Raw genomic sequence first — 17,386 nt, forward strand, 5'->3', positions numbered from 1 at the left:
TAATTAGGATTGATTTTGATTTTCCATCAATGGATTAACCACATTGCATTCATTAATAAAATAAATGAAACAAACAAATTAAAAAAACAAATAGGATTATATTTAAGATAAGTGAGGGTAATTTAAAAACGCCCGGCAAATCACTATTGAATAGAGAATTTTCTTAATTAAAAACACACCGCTTTCTGCTGCGCTATTCCAAAGCGCACGATGTCGGAATATCCTATACTCTTTGCAGGATGCAGTTTCCTTCCCATTGAATGCCAGTACAGGGAGTCAAAAATGGCTATTTTCGCCCCTTTGCGGGCAACTCTTTCAGCATTATTGGCAGAATTATCTGATGAATAAAAAACGTCCCGCCTTGACCCCGGCAACCCTGTTATTGCTGCAGCCGATCTGTATCGGCTCGGCCCTGGCGGCGGAGCAAAAAGACAGCGACACCCTGGTGGTGATGGCGCAACCCACCGGATTGACCGAGCTGGGGTCGCCGGTCTCCGTCAGCGTGATCGACGGCGAAACCCTGCGCAACGCCGCGCCGCAGATTAACCTGTCGGAAAACCTCGGCAGCGTGCCGGGCCTGCAGATCCAAAATCGGCAAAACTATGCGCAGGATCTGCAGATGTCGATACGCGGGTTCGGCAGCCGTTCGATGTTCGGCGTGCGCGGGGTGCGCATGTACGTCGACGGCATTCCCGCCACCATGCCCGACGGCCAGGGGCAAACCTCCAATATCGACATCAATTCCGTCGAACGCATCGAGGTGCTGCGCGGCCCTTATTCCGCGCTGTACGGCAACGCCTCGGGCGGGGTTATCAATGTTGATACGATAACCGGCACCCAGCCGCCGACGCTGGAAGCCGGCGGCTATTTCGGCAGCGACAACACCTGGCGCTACGGGGTGAAAGCGACCGGCGCCACCGGCGACGGTACCCAGGCCGGCGACGTCAACTACGCCATCTCCGGCACCCGCTTTACCACCCAGGGCTACCGCGATCACAGCGCCGCGCGGAAAAACCTCGGCAACGGCAAGCTCGGCGTGCGGCTGGACGACGTCAGCACCCTGACGCTGATGTTCAACAGCGTCTCGATTGACGCCGGCGATCCGGGCGGCCTGACCGAGGCGGAATGGAAGGCCAACCCGCGCCAGGCGCCGCGCGCGGATCAATACAACACCCGCAAATCGCTCGACCAGACCCAGGCCGGCCTGCGCTATCAACGCCAGATGAGCGAGCGCGATGAACTGACCCTGACCGCCTACCACGGCGAGCGCCACACCACGCAATACCAATCAATCCCGATGGGGCCGCAGCTCAACCCCACCCACGCCGGCGGGGTGATCGTGCTGGAAAGAAAATATCAGGGCATTGACACTCGCTGGAAGCATGAGGATACTCTCGCATCGTTACCGGTAACACTGATCGGCGGTCTGGATTATGAAACCATGACCGAACGCCGCCAGGGGTTCGAAAACTTTATTCTGCGAGACGGCACAGTGGACTACGGCGAGAAAGGCGACCAGCGGCGCAACGAGAAGAACCGCATCTGGAACCTGGATCCTTACCTGCAAACCTCCTGGCAACTGACGCCGCACTGGACGCTGGACGCCGGCCTGCGCTACAGCACGGTCAGCTTCGACTCGACCGACTACTACATCACGCCGCGCAACGGCGACGACAGCGGCAGCAAACGCTACCACCAGTGGCTGCCGATGGGCTCGCTCAACTACAAGATCAATCCGGCGTGGAACGTTTATCTCTCCGCCGGCCGCGGCTTTGAAACCCCCACCATCAACGAGCTCTCCTACCGTCCCGACGGCCAGTCAGGCCTCAACATCGGCCTACAGCCTTCCACCAGCGATACCGTCGAACTGGGCAGCAAACTGCGCCTCGGCAACGGCCTGGTGAGCGCGGCCCTGTTCCAGACCGATACCGATAACGAGCTGGTGGTAGCGGAAAGCAGCGGCGGACGCACCAGCTATGCCAACGCCGGCAAAACCCGGCGGCGCGGCCTGGAGCTGGCGCTGGATCAAGAGTTTGCGCTGGACTGGCGCCTGCATATGGCCTGGACGCTGCTGGACGCCACCTACCGCAGCGATATGTGCGGCAAAGCCGTTTGTACCCCGGCCCAGACCATTCCCGCCGGCAATCGCCTGCCGGGCATCGCGCGCAACATGGGCTACGCTTCGCTGGCCTTTGCGCCGCCGGAAGGCTGGCACGCCGGCGCGGAGCTGCGCTACATGAGCGACATTCAGGCCAACGACGCCAACAGCGCGCAGGCCCCCTCTTACACCGTGGCCGGCGTAAACGCCGGCTATCGCTTTACCTGGAACCGCTGGGCGCTGGACGTGTTCAGCCGGGTAGATAACGTGTTCGATCGCCGTTACGTCGGTTCGGTGATCGTCAACGAAGGCAACGGCCGCTATTTCGAGCCGGCGCCGGGTCGCAACTGGGGTGGCGGCGCCACCTTGTCTTACCGCTTTGAATAAGGCAAAGCACCTTAAGGTTAAAAGACGGGATGGGTTTTACGTCACCCTAGCGGCTTCCCGCTGAAATATTAGGGAGAAACCGCGTGTTTTTTCCGATTTGGCTTAATCTCTAAATCGGGGACTTTCATTTTTGGTAAGGGTATTGCTATGCAAAATAAAGCGTCACTATCGCCGCTTATCGTCATAACGGCGCTGTTTGCCGCCCTGAGCGGGCTTTATCTGCTCGGCGGCGGCATTTGGCTGGCCAAGTTGGGCGGTTCGCTGTATTACATCATCGCCGGGCTGGTGCTGCTGGCGACCTCTTGGCTGCTGTTCCGCCGCCGCGCCACCGCGCTGCTGCTGTACGCCGTGTTCCTGTTGGGCACCACCGTTTGGGCCCTGTGGGAAGTCGGCCCGGACTTCTGGGCGTTGACGCCGCGTCTGGACGTCACCTTCTTCTTCGGCCTGTGGCTGGTGCTGCCGTTTATCTACCGTAAGCTGGTGGCCAACGGCAAGTTCGCCTACGGTGCGCTGAGCGCCGCGCTGGTCATCACCGTCATTGCGCTGGCCTATGCCGTGTTCAACGATCCGCAAGAGATCAACGGCACCCTCGACGCCGCGCAGGTGCAGCCTAAAGACACCACCGGCGCCGACTGGCCGGCCTATGGCCGCACCCAAGAAGGCACCCGTTACTCGCCGCTGAGCCAGATCAACGACAAAAACGTTGGCCAACTGCAAGAGGTTTGGCGTTTCCAGACCGGCGATCTGAAGACCGCCAACGATCCGGGTGAGATCACCAACGAAGTCACGCCGATCAAGATCCGCGATACCCTTTACATGTGTACGCCGCACCAGAAGCTGTTTGCGCTGGATGCCGCCACCGGTAAAGAAAAATGGAAGTTTGATCCGCAGCTGAAGTACAACCCGACCTTCCAGCACATCACCTGCCGTGGCGTGTCTTACCACGAAACCGCTGCCGCCGCAGACGCTGCCGGCAACGCCGCACCGGCGATGTGCGCACGCCGTATCATTCTGCCGGTCAACGACGGCCGCCTGTTCGCGCTGGACGCCGAAACCGGCAAACCGTGCCCGGACTTCGCCAACAACGGCGAACTGAACCTGCAGAGCAACATGCCGTATGCGACGCCGGGCCACTACGAGCCGACTTCGCCGCCGGTGATCACCGATAAAGTGATCGTCGTCGCCGGCGCCGTGACCGACAACTACTCCACCCGCGAGCCTTCCGGCGTGATCCGCGGCTTCGACGTCAACAGCGGCAAGCTGCTGTGGGCCTTCGATCCGGGCGCGAAAGATCCGAACGCCATCCCGGCGGACGAGCATCACTTCGTGCCGAACTCGCCGAACTCCTGGGCACCGGCCGCTTATGACGCCAAGCTGGATATCGTCTATCTGCCGATGGGCGTCGCCACGCCGGACATCTGGGGCGGCAACCGCACCCCGGAAATGGAGCGCTACGCCAGCGGCCTGTTGGCGCTGAACGCCTCCACCGGCAAGCTGGCCTGGTTCTATCAGACGGTCCACCATGACCTGTGGGACATGGACGTGCCGGCGCAGCCGACCCTGGCGGACATTACCGACAAGAGCGGTAAAAAAGTGCCGGTCATCTATGTGCCGACCAAAACCGGCAACATCTTCGTGCTGAACCGCACCAACGGCGAACTGGTGGTGCCGGCGCCGGAGAAACCGGTACCGCAGGGGCCGGCCAAAGGCGATCGCCTGTCACCGACCCAGCCGTTCTCCGAGCTGACCTTCCGCCCTGAGAAGAAACTGACCGGTGCAGACATGTGGGGCGCGACCATCTATGACCAGCTGGTCTGCCGCGTGATGTTCCACAGCCTGCGTTATGAAGGCACCTTCACCCCGCCTTCCGAGCAGGGCACGCTGGTGTTCCCGGGTAACCTCGGCATGTTCGAGTGGGGCGGCCTGGCCGTCGATACCGATCGCGAAATCGCCATCGCCAACCCAATCGCGCTGCCGTTCGTCTCCAAACTGATCCCACGCGGCCCAGGCAACCCGATTGAGCCGCCGGAAGGCGACAAGGGCGGCAGCGGTACCGAAACCGGTATCCAGCCGCAGTATGGCGTGCCGTTCGGCGTCACGCTGAATCCGTTCCTGTCACCGTTCGGCCTGCCGTGCAAACAGCCGGCCTGGGGTTACATTTCCGCCGTTGATCTGAAAACCAACGACATCGTGTGGAAAAAACGCATCGGCACCGTGCGCGACAGCTCCCCGCTGCCACTGCCGTTCAAAATGGGCATGCCGATGCTGGGCGGCCCGGTGACCACCGCCGGTAACGTGTTCTTCATCGGCGCCACCGCAGACAACTACCTGCGCGCCTTCAGCGTGACCAACGGTGAGAAACTGTGGGAAGCGCGCTTGCCGGCCGGCGGCCAGGCGACGCCGATGACCTATGAGGTCAACGGTAAGCAGTACGTCCTGATCTACGCCGGCGGCCACGGTTCCTTCGGCACCAAGCTGGGCGACTATGTGGTCGCTTACGCGCTGCCCGATCAGAAGTAACCGCCACCGGTAATACCCTGCAAAGCACGCCGCAAGGCGTGCTTTTTCTTTTTACGCCCCGCCTGATGCGCCGCCCGCAATACCCTTAATTTTTTCATTTTCATTATTGATAATAATTATCATTCGCAATATTATGAGTACGTGGCCCCGGCAGTGGCCCGCAATCCTTCTCCACCTTAATGGGCAATATGGCAGTCGGCCGCCTGCGGGCGGCCCTATTCGGAGGCGCATGGTCGACCACACGCAAAGACACCAAAAGAAGATCCTGCAAGCGGCGGTGAAGACGCGGCGCGCCGGCCTGCCGTTCGAGCCGGCTCACCCCGTCCATTCGCCCTTTGTCGGGCTTCCCCATCAAACAGAGGCCGTGCTGGTGCACCTGATCGGCCAAGATGACCCACAGGAGCCGCCGGAATGAATGTGCAGCCTTTTACCGCCATGCTGATGTTTGCCTACGTGCTACTGATGGTGCCGCTGCTCTACGTCATCGACAGCCGTCTGAGCGCCGGCAAGCTGGTGCGCAAAGCCACGCAAAACGTCATCATCATCGCGTTGACGCTGTTGTTCTTCAGCGCGATGACCCTGCTGTATTGACGCCGCAGCGGCTCAGGCGTAGGTCTGGCGCCTGAGCCGCGCCGTCACCCTCGCGGCCGCTCTACGGTTTTCAACCCGCCCATTCGCAGCCAGTGGTAGAGATCCGCGTTGCGTTTGAAACCCAGTTTTCTCATCGCCGCCTGTTTGTGGTTGCTGACGGTTTTCACGCTCAGGTGCAGGTTGCGCGCAATGGTGGTCTGCGGTAATTCACAGGCCAGATAGCGCATCACGTCCTGCTCACGGCGGGTAATGCGCTGCCGTTCGCACCAATGGCAGCGGTGCGCTGCCCCACTTTGCGCCCGTGCCGCCAGCGCCAGGTCCAGCTGTCTGACTACGCTGTCCGGCGAGTCATTGCGGAAGATCACCCCCGTTTCGCTGATGCAGCGCGGCTTATCGCGCCAGCGAATATCGCCCGGCTCACGCAGCGCAAAGTTGATCGGTCGGCAGCCGCTCACTGAACGCAGGCAGAAACGCGCCTGCCAGTCTCGCTCCACGGACTGGAACACCATATCCGCCCGATGCGCCTGTGCGGCGTCCAGCAGCTGAACCCGCATGCCACGGCGCGAGAAATACGCCAGCAGCAGCCGCTGCAATCCTTCAATAAAGAAACGGTCATTATCGATAAACGCCAGAGTGATGGTGCTTTCCATCGGCACGCTCCCTTTAAAATAATCCTTTCCGGCCGCCGCCGAGCGTGAGTCATCCCCCCGACGGCGGGCGACTCAACGGCATAACGCGGCATCGCGCCGGCGCGCGGCGGGGGTAATGCGGCTACGGCAGCGCCAGAATGGCGACCGATTGCCCCGAGTAATCGCCGGCCTTGACCGTTCCGGTCACGCCGAGCGTGGAAGTGATCGGCACCGTGACGCCGCGTGTATCAGAAGTGAACTGGTAACCCAGGTTGCCCAGAGCGCCATTGATGCGCAGCGTGCTGTAAACGCCGGAGTTCCCCAGATCCAGGCGGCCATTGCTGCCGACACGGATATACATGACGATGTTCATCTTCTGCGAGCAAACCACGCGCAGGCTGCCACGCGCCGTGTTGCCCACCAGTTCGGTATCCGGCAACACCCCGTGGTTCAGATCGAGCTGTTGCTCATCGATGCCGCACACCCCGACCGGCGGTGGCGCGATGCCGCAAACGCTGCTCGGCATCAATCTCGCACTGGCCCCCTGAACAACGGAAGAGGAACTGGTGGTATAAAACAGCCCGACACACTCCTGAGTGATAGCGTCCCCCACATGAGAAGTCGCGCCGACAATCGGCAACGGATAGATGTTTTGGTAGAAGCGGCTGAGTTCGCCCATCGTCCTCAATTGGGTGATCTGTGGGTAGCGCCCTGAGCCGACGATAGAGGTCGACGGTGTCACCGCCGTACTGCCGCCGGTATTGGCACTGGTGTGGCGGTGGTTGATCCCCACCGCGCACATACTTTGCTGGTAACAGGGATTGGGCGACGAATCGTCCGTATCCCAGCTTTCGAGCACAAATTCATAGGACGCGTTGCTGGGGGAGCCGGTGCTCTTGGTCACGTACGAGTATATTTGCGCCGAGCACAGCCCCGGCAGCAGGCCAAACAGTAAGTACATCCATCTGAAGTGAACACGCTGCATCGCGTCATATCCTTATTCTGTGGTGCCGGAGCCCGGCGCTCATTGGTAATCCAGACTGAAAGTCGCAATGGCGCTGAAAGCGCCGCGACCGATAGCTCGCTTCGCGATCGCTTCCGGTTCGCCGCGCACATAAGCCTGTACGCCGATAACCGTGCTGCCGTTCTGCAACGGGTACTTGCCGCCGGCGCTGTTGAGCGGTAACGGCTGCCCCTGCGGCGTCTCCATGCCGATGGCGATCCCGCGCGCCTGGCTGCTCGCCGCCAGTGCCAGAAGCCCCGGCAGCTGCGCATTCTCCGTGCCTTTGAAGGTGATCGAGACCGTCTTGCCCAGGCTGAGATCGCACTCCGTCAGCCGCAGCTCGAACGGTTGCCCCTGCGTGCGCTGGTTCAGGTACAGGTATTTGTCGACCAGCGTGCCGAAATCCAGCTCGATGTCTTCGTCGCCCGGCTGGATGACGCAAGGCTCCGCCACCAGCGCTCCGTGCATGCGCAGGTTGTCCACCGCGTGCGCCGCGCCGTTCACGCCCAGCGTCAGCAACAGCAGACCGATGGCTCCGTGGCCGCCTGGCCGGCGGCGGGCTTGTATTGTCTTCACGCGCGCCTCCTTGTTCATTGGTAGTCGGCCCGCAGCGTCGCCGCGGCCTCGAATGCGCCTTCCGTCAAAGCTTCGCCCGGTTTGCCGACCGGCACCGCTTCCAGCACCGGCGGTTTGGCGGGATCGACGGGCAGTGCGCTGCCCACTTTGAACGGTTGGGCGTTCTGGTAAATGCGGATCCCCAGAGCGCGCCGATTGGTTTGCACCGCCGCTTCGTCGAACGTCGCGGCGGTGCCGGTCAGGCTCAGCAACATGTCCCATTTGCCGATCCCCGGTTCGCAGCGAATGCGGTAGCCGATGGTTTGTCGGTAGTTCACGCCATCAACCTTGTTGATGCCGACGCGATCGCCGAAGTCCACGTCGATGATCCCGTCGTCGTTAAGGGTGCAGGGCGGCGGCGCGATCAGCGTGCCGCGAAACTGCATGTCGACCGTTTTTTCCGCCCAGGCGAAAGGGCACGCCATCGCGGCGCACAGCAGCACGCTCGCCGTAAAACGTTGTTTCATGCTCTCGCTCCCGCGTTACTGGTAATCCACCTTCATGGTGGCGCCGGCGGTGAACTCGCCCGCCGTCAGCCTGGCGGAAGCCGATTTCACCGGCACCGCCTCAAGCGTCGGCGCGGCCGGATAGGTAAAGCTCAGCCATTGATTGACCGGCCAGCGGCGGCCGCCGTTCAGCAGCGCAATACCTAGCCCGTCCTTGCTGGTGCGCAGCAGCTGGCCGTCGAAACCGCTCGCCGCCCCCTGCACCTGCAGCTTGAGCCCGTTGCTGCTCTGCCCGCTGCACGTCAGCGTGTAATTCACCGCCCGCCGATAATTGGCGCCGTCGATGCGGGTGGTCATCACCTCATCGCCAAAGTCCACCTCAATCGGGCGCCCGCCGTTGATGATGCAGGGGGGCGAAAGCACGGTGACCCGCACGTTCACCGTGGTCGCCTGCGCCGGCAGTTGGCCCAGCGCCAGTATCCCCGCCAGCCAGAACGCTGCCCGGCAACGCGTTATCTTCTGTGCCATCGCCTCGCCTCAGTCATAACTCAGCCTAAAATCCACCGTCGCCCGATACGCGCCGGCCATCAGCGGCGCCGCGGTTCGCTCCGGCGTCACGCTGTAGCTCAATGCATCTTGCCCCGGCGTCAACAGCAGCGGTTGCCCGCGGCTGCCCAGACGAACGTCGCGGCCGCGGCCGTCCAGCAGGCGCAGCCCCAGCCCGGAGGTACCCTGCGCTTTCACCAGCTGCGGGTTGTCGCTGTCCGCCGTCGAGCCGAAGCTGACCGTCACCGCCGGCTGATTCAGCGCCCAGGTCAACGCGCCGGTGCGCGCATCACGCTGGCCGCCCGGGGTGCGCAGACAATCCTGCAAGCGCAGCTCGAACGCCACCGGCTGCCCGCGATCGCCGACCTGCCGCAACCGTGCGGTGCCGGTCTCACCCAGCCAGATGTCCTGCCGCGCGCTGGTCATCTCCAACCGGCAGGCGCTCTCCGTCAGCGCGCCATACACCTGCAGCACGCCATTGGCGCCCTCTACCTGCCAGTTGTCCACCTCGTCGGCCTGCGCTGGCGGCATCGCTATCACGCCCAGACTGAGCGCCAGCAGCAACGCGCCTGCGCCGATTTTTTTCCGTTCTCGTTTCATCCTTTACCCCTGAATGGCTCACAGCGCGGGTTATGAAGCCGTCCGTTTCTCCGGCACCACCTTGCAGCTCGTGCCGCTGCAGTTGAAGATCAGCTGCGGCCGGCCGCCGTAATCGTTGATGTAGGTCAGCACCGGGCTGCCGCCCAGCGCCGCAGCGCCGACGGTCAGGCTCGCCTGGCTTTTCGGCGCGATCATGAAAGGCTCAAACCCCTTCACGCCCTCGCCGCCCTTTTTGCTGCCCGCATCGACGATGGTGATGTAGTACGGCGTCGGGTTATTGACCTGGTAGCGCTCTCCTTGCCGTGTCAGCGTCAACTGCTCCTGCCACGGCGTCGCCATGTCGGTACGGCTCGGCACGATAGCCGCCGGGCGGTAGAACAGCTTGATGCGCGTCTGCAGCGCGATCTGCAGCGTATTGGGCTTGTTGCTCTTCGGCGGGATCTCGCGCAGGTTGAAGTAGTACAGCGTCTCGCGGTCCTGCGGCAGCTGTTTGGCCGCCGGCAGCGCCTGGATCTTGATCTGGCTCGGTTTGCCCGGCTCGATGCGCTGCACCGGCGGCAACACCACCAGCGGGCTCTGGATCTTGTTGCCCTGCTCGTCCTCCAGCCAGCCCTGCGCCAGGTACGGCAGCTGTTTGTTCTGGTTGCTGAGATTGAGGCTGACCGAGTTCTGGCCGCCGTCGAAGATCACCCGGGTGCGGTCGAGCGCGATCGCCGCCTGCGCGTGCTGCGACACCGTGGCGCCCAGCAGCACGAGCGCCGCCGTGGTTTTCAGAGAAAAAGTTTGCATGTTGTCGATAACTCCAAATTCAGGATGATGAATTTATTCAACCGGCTCCGCCGGCGCCGCGGCGATCGGCCGGCAAGGCAGCAGCAGCGTACGCGTGAGCATGTCGGCCGGCAGCGTGGCAGGCAGCTGCACCTGACACTGCGCCGCGCCGCTCCAGTGAAGCGTCATGATCTCGCCGGCGTTGATGCCGCTCAGGTAGACGCTGCCGCCGTCGTTGACGATGCCGGTTTCTTGTTTACGGGCGTTCAGCACCGTGGCGCCGAACGGCGGCGTGCTGCCGTCCGCCAGTTTGACGATCGCCATTGCCTTCTCGCCGGCGATGACGTCAAACTGACGGTAGCCGATCGCGCCTTCGGTCAGGGTGGCCTGTACCACCGAGCGGGTGGCTTCGGCGTTGTCGCCCAGCTTGTCCAGATCGATGCTGGCCTTGTTGCGGTAGTAGCTGTTGACGTCCGCCACCACCGCCTTGCCGAAGCGGTTGGTGCTGACGGTGCTGCCGTAGCCGCGCACCGGCACCCCGGCCACGCCGTTGGTGTCCAGCAGCAGGCGCGTGCCGCCAATCATGCCGACGCGGTGCAACGCGCCGCCTTCCGGCGTCAGCGTCATGCCGCCCTGCGCGGACAGCCCCACGGCGCTGTAGCGTCCTTCCTGATAGCTGGCGTTGGCGCTCAGGCGCGCCGCATCGCCCTCGTGGTTGTAGTAGCCGCTCAGGTTGGCGCCGCGGCGCGAGCTGCCGGCACTCAGCTGATAGTTGTTGTGCTCATCGACTCGCTGGTAGTACCCCACCCGGTTCGTGTTGTCGTTGCGGTTCACCGTGCTGTTGTAGCTGAGCGTGGCGCCGTTGCCCCACGGCATCGACAGCGACAGGTACACGCCGTCGTCGTTGGTTTCGTTGTAGCGGTTGCGGTAGGCCGACAGCGACAGATTCAGGTTTTTTATCTCGCCGAGATCGAAATAGCGCGACAGCGTCAGGTTGTAACGATCGTTGGACGGACGATCCCAATAGGTCTGGTGGCTGTAGTTGAGATAGCTGCTCAGCCCCCAGTCGCGGAACTGCTTGTTGAAGGTGATGGTGTACATCTCCTTGTTGTTGCCGACCCGGCTGCCGTAATAGCGCGCATCGAGGTATTCGCCCATGCTCATGAAGTCCTCCTCCGAGAAGCGATAGCCTGCGAAGGTGACCTGACTGTCCAGCTCGTCGAAGGTTTTCGAATAACTCACGCGATAAGAGCCGCCGCTCAGCGTCTCATCCCGCTGCGGCAACCGCGCCCGCGACTGGGTGGCGTCGAACGACAGCGCGCCGAACATCATCAGATCGCGGCCTATCCCCAGCGACAGCGCGTTATAGTCGCCGCCCAGCAGCGCCCCGCCATACAGCGACCACCCGTTGCTGACGCCCCAGGAGAACTCGCCGGTGCCGAACAGCGGCCCGCGCGAATGGTGTTGCCAGTCCGAAGGTTTGCCGGCGGCCAGCTTGAAGCGCCACGAGCCGGGGCGCGTCAGGTACGGAATACTGGCGGTGTTGACCTTGAACGCCTGCACGCTGCCATCCTGTTCCTCCACCCGCACGTCCAGCTCGCCGCTGATGGCGTCGTTGATGTCCTGAATGCGAAACGGCCCCGCCGCCACCTGAGTTTCATAGATCACCCGCCCCTGCTGGCTGATCGTCACCTTGGCGTTGGTCTTGGCGACCCCGACCACCTCAGGCGCATAGCCGCGCAGGTTAGGCGGCAGCATGTTGTCATCCGACACCAGGCTCACGCCGGAGAAGCGGAAGCTGTCGAAAATGCCCGAATCCAGATAATCCTCACCCAACGTCAGGCGCGAGCGCAGCGCGGAAACGGCCCTATAGGCGTAGTAACGGCTCCAGTCCAACCGTTTGTCGGTCGATTGCCCGCTGCCGGTCTGATGGTTCACCTGCCCCTGCCAGTCGGCGCGCAGGCGCCAGGCGCCGAGGTTGGCGCCGGCGGTGCCGTTGCCGCTGACGCTGTACCCCCGCGTGCCGCCCTGCTGCTGCTGCCGGCTCTGGGCGTTGACGTTGTAATCGAACAGCAGGCCCGGAATGCCTTCATCCCAACGCGACGGCGGATCCCAGTCTTCCGAGCTGTATTCCAGGTAGGCCTGCGGCACGCTTAAATACAGCGCACCCGTCGCCAGATCGCCGCGCGACACCATCCCTTTCAGGCTGGACTCATCCAGACACTCTCCCTGATGCCACCAGGTGAGCGTTTGCATCGCCGCCGATTTCAGCCCCAGCTGATCGACCAGCGCTTTGCCGACGCAGGCGCGGCTGCCGTCAGGTTCGTTGTCCGGCGGATAAAAAGGGATTTTCTGCTCGGGTAACTCGCTTTTATTGAGATGAACCACCATGCTGTAACTTCCCGGCATAATGTATCCACTGCGGGAAAATTGGCTTAGGTCGATATTTTTGCGATCGTTCACGTCCAAAATGTCGGCATTAAACTGAATACCGTCTTCGGCATATACCCACGTTGATGAACTTCCCAGCGCCAGCGTGATACATAACCCCAGCACCTGAAAACGAAATAGCTTCCCAGCAGGCGACAACATCATATCCCTAACCTTATATCGTATAATTCTGGCGTTGCGGCTCGCCGCAATCGCAGCGCTCAGTAATAATCCAGCTTAAAACGCACGGCGGAAAAATAATTCCCTGCACGCATCGGTTGATTATTGGCAACCAGCTTTATGGAATAATTAAGCGACATGCTGCCTGGCGTTATATCGCCAAGCGGCAACGGCCGACCTGGCGCGGCAATATTCCCCAGGCCATCGGATATTTGCAGCGCGATGCCTTTCGCTTCGCCGTGCACGCCGAATAAATCGCCCTCGGCATCACCGTCGAAAACCACCTGAAACTGCCGCCAGTCCGGTAAATTCGGCTTCGGGCGCTCAAGCGTGCAGTTGATTAATTCAATGGTGAAGGCATGTGTATTGCCCAAACCGTCACGCATCATATTTCCCGTCGGCATTACGGCCATATCGATAGTCTGTTCGCGGCTGCCGGCGGCGATCGCGCAAGCGGTATCAATAATGGCTCCTTGCATATTTACGCGCCCCCAGCCTTGAGAGCTGGGCGCCGCCGACACGGCCGGGCTCATCAGCGTGGCCATCAATATGCAAGGAGACACTAAAGGGTGAATAAATCGGCGCACTGAACCTCCTGACAACTGCCCTTCCATCTTGGAAAAATGCATGCGGGGAACCCCCGCATGCAAAAAGTCACGCCAATGGCGCAGGCTTACTGGTAAGCCAGCTTGAAGTCGGCTACGGCGGTGAAATCACCTGGAACCACGCTGGCGGAAGCGCCGTCGCCCTGCAGGTAAGCCGCAAAGCGCAGCGTGTTGGTACCGGCACCCAGGTTATGCGGAGCCGTGGCGGTGCCCAGCTTGATCGGATTGCTGGCGGTGTCGGTGATGGCGATGCTGGCGCCGCTGGCGGTGCCGACGATGCCCAGCAGATCCTTGTTGGCGGCAGAGGCTTTGCCTTCGAAGGTGGTCGTGACGGTTTTCAGCGTCGAGTTGTCGCACTGTTCCAGTTTGATATCGAACTGGCGTGGCGCCGATTTGCCGCCATTTTTCAACGCAACGTTGGAAACCTGGCCCATATCCACGGTCTGGTCCACGGTCTCAGGAGAAATGGAGCAAGGCGCATCAATAATGGAACCGGTAAACGTCACTTTGCCATGCCCCTGATCGCCGGCATGCGCCAGAGAAGAAACGCCAAACGCCAGAGCCGCTGCCAGCATGATTTTGTTCAGTTTCATAATTCACTTATTCCTTTAATTTATGTAAAAAGCGCAGGATCGCTCCCGTTCCTTTAACAGTTATTTATATAATCCAGAATGAAAACGGTATTATCCGCAGACAAAGCAAACCCTCACGATAATTAAATCGCGTATTTTATTTCATCATTACCCATTTTAGGTATTCAGCAAAACTCACGCTGACGAGAAAGAAAAAAATCAAATCTTTAAATTTCCACAAAATTTACTACCCATCATGAAAATTACACTAAGATTTAACTTATTCGCTTGTCTTGGCCCGAATATTGTTACAAAAACCGCGACAATTTGAAAAGTCATTTCCGGCAAAAGCAATAAATACGAGATATAAGCCCAAAAACCACAGGGCAAATATATTTTTGCGAAACAACAGATCGTAAAATTAACAACGTCAGTCAATTATCTCGTAAAATATATATCACGCGACATTATTGATCGCCTTTTTTCTATTTGCGTTATAATGATCCGGAAAAGGAAAGGGAGGCTTATCAATTCGGTCCGGTAAAAACCGGCACCGGGCAGTAAATAATGGAGAAAAGATATGAATTACAGCCATTACATACAGCAGGCTGAGCATTTAGCCACCCCGTTACCCCTTCTGATCGGTGAGTGCCGCGGGATTATCGCAACGGAAATATCGGGTTCAGGCAGGCGTTCGCGACCGGTTCAAGAAGGGTATTGCCGGAACAGAGCATTATTGTCCGGGAGACGCTTACCGTTATATCAAAACTCGGCTAAGGCTTAAGGGAGGCTGACATGATAAAACGCACGCCAAAACAACAAGAATTACAAAACCTGCAGCAGCATTTATTAACCACGCTGCACCGCCTCTGCCCTGTGGCCAACGGTGCGGCCCCCCCGCCCCCCGGCGAGTGGCCCACCACTCGCCAACTGGCCGAGTCTAACGACATCACCATCTATCAGGCGCGCAACCTGCTGTTGAATCTGGCCGGCAGGGGCAAAGTGTTGGTCACGCCGGGGCCGGTCAATAAGTCGTTGCGCTGGTACCCTTCCCTCTGAACGCGCTTTTCCTGCCGGTGTCCCCCAGGCTACCGGCAGGCTTCGCACGGACGAGACTATCCGGCGTCCGTGCGCCTGACCCGCGGATATTTCCACAGCCAGCGCCCGCTGACCATGCGCCAGTAAAACAAAGCGCCGCGCACCGCCCAATCGAGAAACATCCCCAGCCAGACGCCCACCACGCCCATGCCCAGTTCAATGCCCAGCACATAGCCGGCCACCACGCGGCAGCCCCACATGCCCAGCATCGTCACCCACATGGCGAAGCGGGCGTCGCGCGCGCCTTTCAGCCCGGCGGGCAACACCCAGGAAGCGGCCCAGATCGGCATAAAGGCGGCGTTGAGCCAGATGAGGGTTTTCACTACCGTTTTTACGTCATCCTGCGAGGTATAGAACGCGGCAAAGACGCCGGCCAGCGGCGCCGTGCCCCAGGCGATGGCGGTCAGCCCGAGGGTCGACAGCCAGAAAATATGGCGCAGCTGCCGCTCCGCCTGGCCGATCTCGCCTTTACCGAGCCGCCGCCCCACGATGATGGTCGAGGCAGAGCCCAGCGCGTTGCCCGGCAAGTTGATCAGCGAAGCGATAGAAAAAGCGATGAAGTTGCCGGCGATCACGTTGGTGCCCATGCCGGCGACGAACATCTGCGTCAGCAGCTTGCCGCCGTTGAACAGCACCGATTCGACGCTGGCGGGAATGCCGATCCCCAGCACTTCCCACAGGATGCTCATCTTCAGCGGCGTGAAATAGCTTTTCAGCGTGATGTGCAGCGCCGGGTTAAAACCGATCGCCAGCACATAGAGAATGGCGATGGCACCGATATAGCGGGAAATCGTCAGCCCCAGCCCGGCGCCGACGAAGCCCAGCCCGTGCCAGCCGAGCATGCCGTAAATCAGAATGCTGCTGATGATGATATTGAGGATATTCATGCCGCCGTTGATCAGCAGCGGGATCTTGGTGTTGCCCGCGCCGCGCAATGCGCCGCTGCCAATCAGCGCAATCGCCGCCGCCGGGTAGCTCCACACCGTGGTCTGCAGGTAAGAGAGCGCCAGCGCCTTCACCTCCGGCGAGGCCGCCCCGGCGATCACATCGATGATCGGTTCGCCCGCCAGATGAATGCCTGCCGCCAACAGCAGCGCCACGCCGGTCATCAAGACCAGGGACTGACGCGCCGCCGCGCGCGCGCGCCGACGATCGCGCTTGCCGAGGCTGAAGGCCACCACCACGGTGGTGCCGAGATCCACCGCGGCGAAAAAGGCGATGATCACCATGTTGAAGCTGTCCGCCAGCCCCACCCCGGCCATCGCCTCTTTACCAAGCCAGCTCACCAGAAAGGTGCTCAGCACCCCCATCAACAGAACGCAGGCGTTCTCCAGAAAAATGGGCACCGCCAGCGGCGTGATTTCGCGCCAGAACAGCACGCGGTAGCTTTTCCGTTTGGCGTACCAGGGCGTATTTTCCACGCGCTGACGCAGGGCGGCATACAGGTTCAAGGTGGGCTCGATGGATAAAAGTGAAACATCATTTCAAATGATGAGCGATAAATCGTTATCCTGCAAAGAATTTTTGGGCGCCCGCGACGAGCGCCCGAAAGGCACACCGTCGCGCTACTCCATGTAGTCTTCCTGATCGGCCTGCGCCGCCGCGATAAAGCGTGCGGTGCTGCGGCTGAGCGTGGTGCATTTGTCCGTCAGCAGCTGATTGTCCTGCTGCAGAGTCAGGTAGCGCGCCTGGGTGAGCGCCGGCAGCTGCCGATACCCTGCCGCCTGCGTATCCCAGCCGCGATGCTGCGCCGCTCGCATCGCGGTGCGTTGCAATTTGACATCGTCCGGCACATCGCTGCGCCCGCAGTCCACGCGCAGGAAGTGCCCGCCGGCCAGCATCGAAGCGATGTGATCCAACTGCGCCTGCAGCGGCGGCGTCGGTTTATGCGCCGTTTGCTGACAGCCCGCCAGCAGCAGCAACGCCACCGCGCCGCAAAGAGAAGTGCGAAACAGAGTAGACATGGGAGCTCCCGGAAAACCTGTGGGTGATGCAATGATCTTAGGTGAGCGGATGCCGGGCGGCAAGGCGAGCAGCACGCGCTGCCCGCTTAACGCCGACCGCTGCTGACCTTGGTGGCGCGGGCGGGGTTGCCGGCGACGAACTCCAGCGTGGGGGAATAGTAAAACGGCAGCCAGGCGTTATAGCCGCTCTCCCACTCCCATTTGACCGGGCAGGGCCACAGCATGTCTTCATGCAGGATGTAATAGATCCACCGCCCGGGCGGACGGCGCGGTTTGCGCATTTTCATAGCGAGTACGGCGGCCTGATGGCGTGCGATAAGGTCAACTGCTGCAT

Annotated in this window: 18 protein-coding genes; 5 read left to right on the forward strand and 13 right to left on the reverse strand. The window is 60.9% G+C overall.

Annotation, left to right across the window (positions count from 1 at the left end; all coding sequences use genetic code 11):
• The first annotated feature begins 340 nt into the window (after positions 1-340).
• The 4 genes from pqqU (at position 341) to V8N38_RS15765 (ending at position 5,596) form a co-directional block, all read left to right on the forward strand.
• Complete coding sequence (gene pqqU, locus V8N38_RS15750; protein WP_060420512.1) at positions 341-2,485, forward strand: TonB-dependent receptor PqqU; 2,145 nt, start codon at positions 341-343, stop codon at positions 2,483-2,485.
• Positions 2,486-2,632: 147 nt separating this feature from the next.
• Positions 2,633-5,005 carry a glucose/quinate/shikimate family membrane-bound PQQ-dependent dehydrogenase gene (locus V8N38_RS15755; protein ID WP_060420510.1) on the forward strand — a complete coding sequence of 791 codons (2,373 nt, stop codon included), beginning with the start codon at positions 2,633-2,635 and terminating at the stop codon, positions 5,003-5,005.
• A gap of 229 nt (positions 5,006-5,234) precedes the next feature.
• Entirely contained in the window at positions 5,235-5,420 is a 186-nt protein-coding gene (locus V8N38_RS15760) for a hypothetical protein (RefSeq protein ID WP_060420507.1), read from the forward strand.
• Positions 5,417-5,596 carry a hypothetical protein gene (locus tag V8N38_RS15765; protein WP_038872213.1) on the forward strand — a complete coding sequence of 60 codons (180 nt, stop codon included), beginning with the start codon at positions 5,417-5,419 and terminating at the stop codon, positions 5,594-5,596. Before V8N38_RS15760 ends, V8N38_RS15765 begins: the two co-directional genes overlap by 4 nt.
• Positions 5,597-5,640: 44 nt before the next feature.
• On the opposite strand, the gene V8N38_RS15770 is transcribed toward V8N38_RS15765, so the two are convergent.
• The 10 genes from V8N38_RS15770 to V8N38_RS15815 all read right to left on the reverse strand — a co-directional run bounded on the left by V8N38_RS15770 (position 5,641) and on the right by V8N38_RS15815 (position 14,011).
• Positions 5,641-6,246, reverse strand: a complete 606-nt coding sequence (locus V8N38_RS15770) for a helix-turn-helix transcriptional regulator (RefSeq protein ID WP_100396938.1) — start codon at positions 6,244-6,246, stop codon at positions 5,641-5,643.
• A gap of 121 nt (positions 6,247-6,367) precedes the next feature.
• Positions 6,368-7,210, reverse strand: coding sequence for an adhesin (locus V8N38_RS15775; RefSeq protein ID WP_087763122.1), 843 nt, complete (start codon positions 7,208-7,210; stop codon positions 6,368-6,370).
• Positions 7,211-7,249: 39 nt separating this feature from the next.
• Positions 7,250-7,804, reverse strand: a complete 555-nt coding sequence (locus V8N38_RS15780) for a fimbrial protein (protein ID WP_370592990.1) — start codon at positions 7,802-7,804, stop codon at positions 7,250-7,252.
• 14 nt (positions 7,805-7,818) lie between these two features.
• Positions 7,819-8,310, reverse strand: a complete 492-nt coding sequence (locus V8N38_RS15785; RefSeq protein WP_147839773.1) for a fimbrial protein — start codon at positions 8,308-8,310, stop codon at positions 7,819-7,821.
• Between the two features lie 15 nt (positions 8,311-8,325).
• Positions 8,326-8,817 carry a fimbrial protein gene (locus tag V8N38_RS15790; RefSeq protein WP_060439622.1) on the reverse strand — a complete coding sequence of 164 codons (492 nt, stop codon included), beginning with the start codon at positions 8,815-8,817 and terminating at the stop codon, positions 8,326-8,328.
• 9 nt (positions 8,818-8,826) lie between these two features.
• The gene (locus tag V8N38_RS15795) at positions 8,827-9,435 is read right to left on the reverse strand and encodes a fimbrial protein (protein ID WP_147839772.1); all 609 of its coding nucleotides are present in this window, start codon (positions 9,433-9,435) and stop codon (positions 8,827-8,829) included.
• A 30-nt stretch (positions 9,436-9,465) separates the two neighbouring features.
• Entirely contained in the window at positions 9,466-10,224 is a 759-nt protein-coding gene (locus V8N38_RS15800; protein ID WP_141959637.1) for a fimbria/pilus periplasmic chaperone, read from the reverse strand.
• Between the two features lie 33 nt (positions 10,225-10,257).
• On the reverse strand, positions 10,258-12,798 hold the full coding sequence (locus tag V8N38_RS15805) for an outer membrane usher protein (RefSeq protein WP_060420486.1): 2,541 nt from the start codon (positions 12,796-12,798) through the stop codon (positions 10,258-10,260).
• Positions 12,799-12,854: 56 nt separating this feature from the next.
• Positions 12,855-13,358 carry a fimbrial protein gene (locus V8N38_RS15810; protein ID WP_100396941.1) on the reverse strand — a complete coding sequence of 168 codons (504 nt, stop codon included), beginning with the start codon at positions 13,356-13,358 and terminating at the stop codon, positions 12,855-12,857.
• Positions 13,359-13,486: 128 nt separating this feature from the next.
• Positions 13,487-14,011, reverse strand: coding sequence for a fimbrial protein (locus V8N38_RS15815; RefSeq protein WP_060420481.1), 525 nt, complete (start codon positions 14,009-14,011; stop codon positions 13,487-13,489).
• Between the two features lie 774 nt (positions 14,012-14,785).
• On the opposite strand from V8N38_RS15815, the gene V8N38_RS15820 reads away from it, so the two are divergent.
• On the forward strand, positions 14,786-15,049 hold the full coding sequence (locus V8N38_RS15820) for a FaeA/PapI family transcriptional regulator (protein WP_060420478.1): 264 nt from the start codon (positions 14,786-14,788) through the stop codon (positions 15,047-15,049).
• 56 nt (positions 15,050-15,105) lie between these two features.
• Here V8N38_RS15820 and V8N38_RS15825 read toward each other — a convergent pair whose 3' ends face one another.
• The 3 genes from V8N38_RS15825 to V8N38_RS15835 all read right to left on the reverse strand — a co-directional run bounded on the left by V8N38_RS15825 (position 15,106) and on the right by V8N38_RS15835 (position 17,339).
• Positions 15,106-16,539 (reverse strand): EmmdR/YeeO family multidrug/toxin efflux MATE transporter, encoded by a 1,434-nt coding sequence (locus tag V8N38_RS15825; protein ID WP_060439618.1) that lies wholly within the window; start codon positions 16,537-16,539, stop codon positions 15,106-15,108.
• 114 nt (positions 16,540-16,653) lie between these two features.
• Positions 16,654-17,052, reverse strand: a complete 399-nt coding sequence (gspS, locus tag V8N38_RS15830; RefSeq protein WP_060420474.1) for a type II secretion system pilot lipoprotein GspS — start codon at positions 17,050-17,052, stop codon at positions 16,654-16,656.
• A gap of 86 nt (positions 17,053-17,138) precedes the next feature.
• On the reverse strand, positions 17,139-17,339 hold the full coding sequence (locus tag V8N38_RS15835; protein ID WP_016927170.1) for a hypothetical protein: 201 nt from the start codon (positions 17,337-17,339) through the stop codon (positions 17,139-17,141).
• Positions 17,340-17,386 lie beyond the last annotated feature (47 nt).

It is taken from the genome of Serratia nevei (assembly GCF_037948395.1).
GTDB lineage: Bacteria > Pseudomonadota > Gammaproteobacteria > Enterobacterales > Enterobacteriaceae > Serratia > Serratia nevei.

Coding starts and splice junctions, on each gene's coding strand:
- V8N38_RS15835 (WP_016927170.1), bottom strand. CDS start 17,339: ATGAAAATGCGCAAACCGCGCCGTCCGCCCGGGCGGTGGATCTATTAC.
- V8N38_RS15760 (WP_060420507.1), top strand. CDS start 5,235: ATGGTCGACCACACGCAAAGACACCAAAAGAAGATCCTGCAAGCGGCG.
- V8N38_RS15765 (WP_038872213.1), top strand. CDS start 5,417: ATGAATGTGCAGCCTTTTACCGCCATGCTGATGTTTGCCTACGTGCTA.
- V8N38_RS15775 (WP_087763122.1), bottom strand. CDS start 7,210: ATGCAGCGTGTTCACTTCAGATGGATGTACTTACTGTTTGGCCTGCTG.
- V8N38_RS15820 (WP_060420478.1), top strand. CDS start 14,786: ATGATAAAACGCACGCCAAAACAACAAGAATTACAAAACCTGCAGCAG.
- V8N38_RS15770 (WP_100396938.1), bottom strand. CDS start 6,246: ATGGAAAGCACCATCACTCTGGCGTTTATCGATAATGACCGTTTCTTT.
- V8N38_RS15755 (WP_060420510.1), top strand. CDS start 2,633: ATGCAAAATAAAGCGTCACTATCGCCGCTTATCGTCATAACGGCGCTG.
- gspS (WP_060420474.1), bottom strand. CDS start 17,052: ATGTCTACTCTGTTTCGCACTTCTCTTTGCGGCGCGGTGGCGTTGCTG.
- V8N38_RS15785 (WP_147839773.1), bottom strand. CDS start 8,310: ATGAAACAACGTTTTACGGCGAGCGTGCTGCTGTGCGCCGCGATGGCG.
- V8N38_RS15810 (WP_100396941.1), bottom strand. CDS start 13,358: ATGGCCACGCTGATGAGCCCGGCCGTGTCGGCGGCGCCCAGCTCTCAA.
- V8N38_RS15795 (WP_147839772.1), bottom strand. CDS start 9,435: ATGAAACGAGAACGGAAAAAAATCGGCGCAGGCGCGTTGCTGCTGGCG.
- V8N38_RS15790 (WP_060439622.1), bottom strand. CDS start 8,817: ATGGCACAGAAGATAACGCGTTGCCGGGCAGCGTTCTGGCTGGCGGGG.
- pqqU (WP_060420512.1), top strand. CDS start 341: ATGAATAAAAAACGTCCCGCCTTGACCCCGGCAACCCTGTTATTGCTG.
- V8N38_RS15805 (WP_060420486.1), bottom strand. CDS start 12,798: ATGATGTTGTCGCCTGCTGGGAAGCTATTTCGTTTTCAGGTGCTGGGG.
- V8N38_RS15800 (WP_141959637.1), bottom strand. CDS start 10,224: ATGCAAACTTTTTCTCTGAAAACCACGGCGGCGCTCGTGCTGCTGGGC.
- V8N38_RS15815 (WP_060420481.1), bottom strand. CDS start 14,011: ATGAAACTGAACAAAATCATGCTGGCAGCGGCTCTGGCGTTTGGCGTT.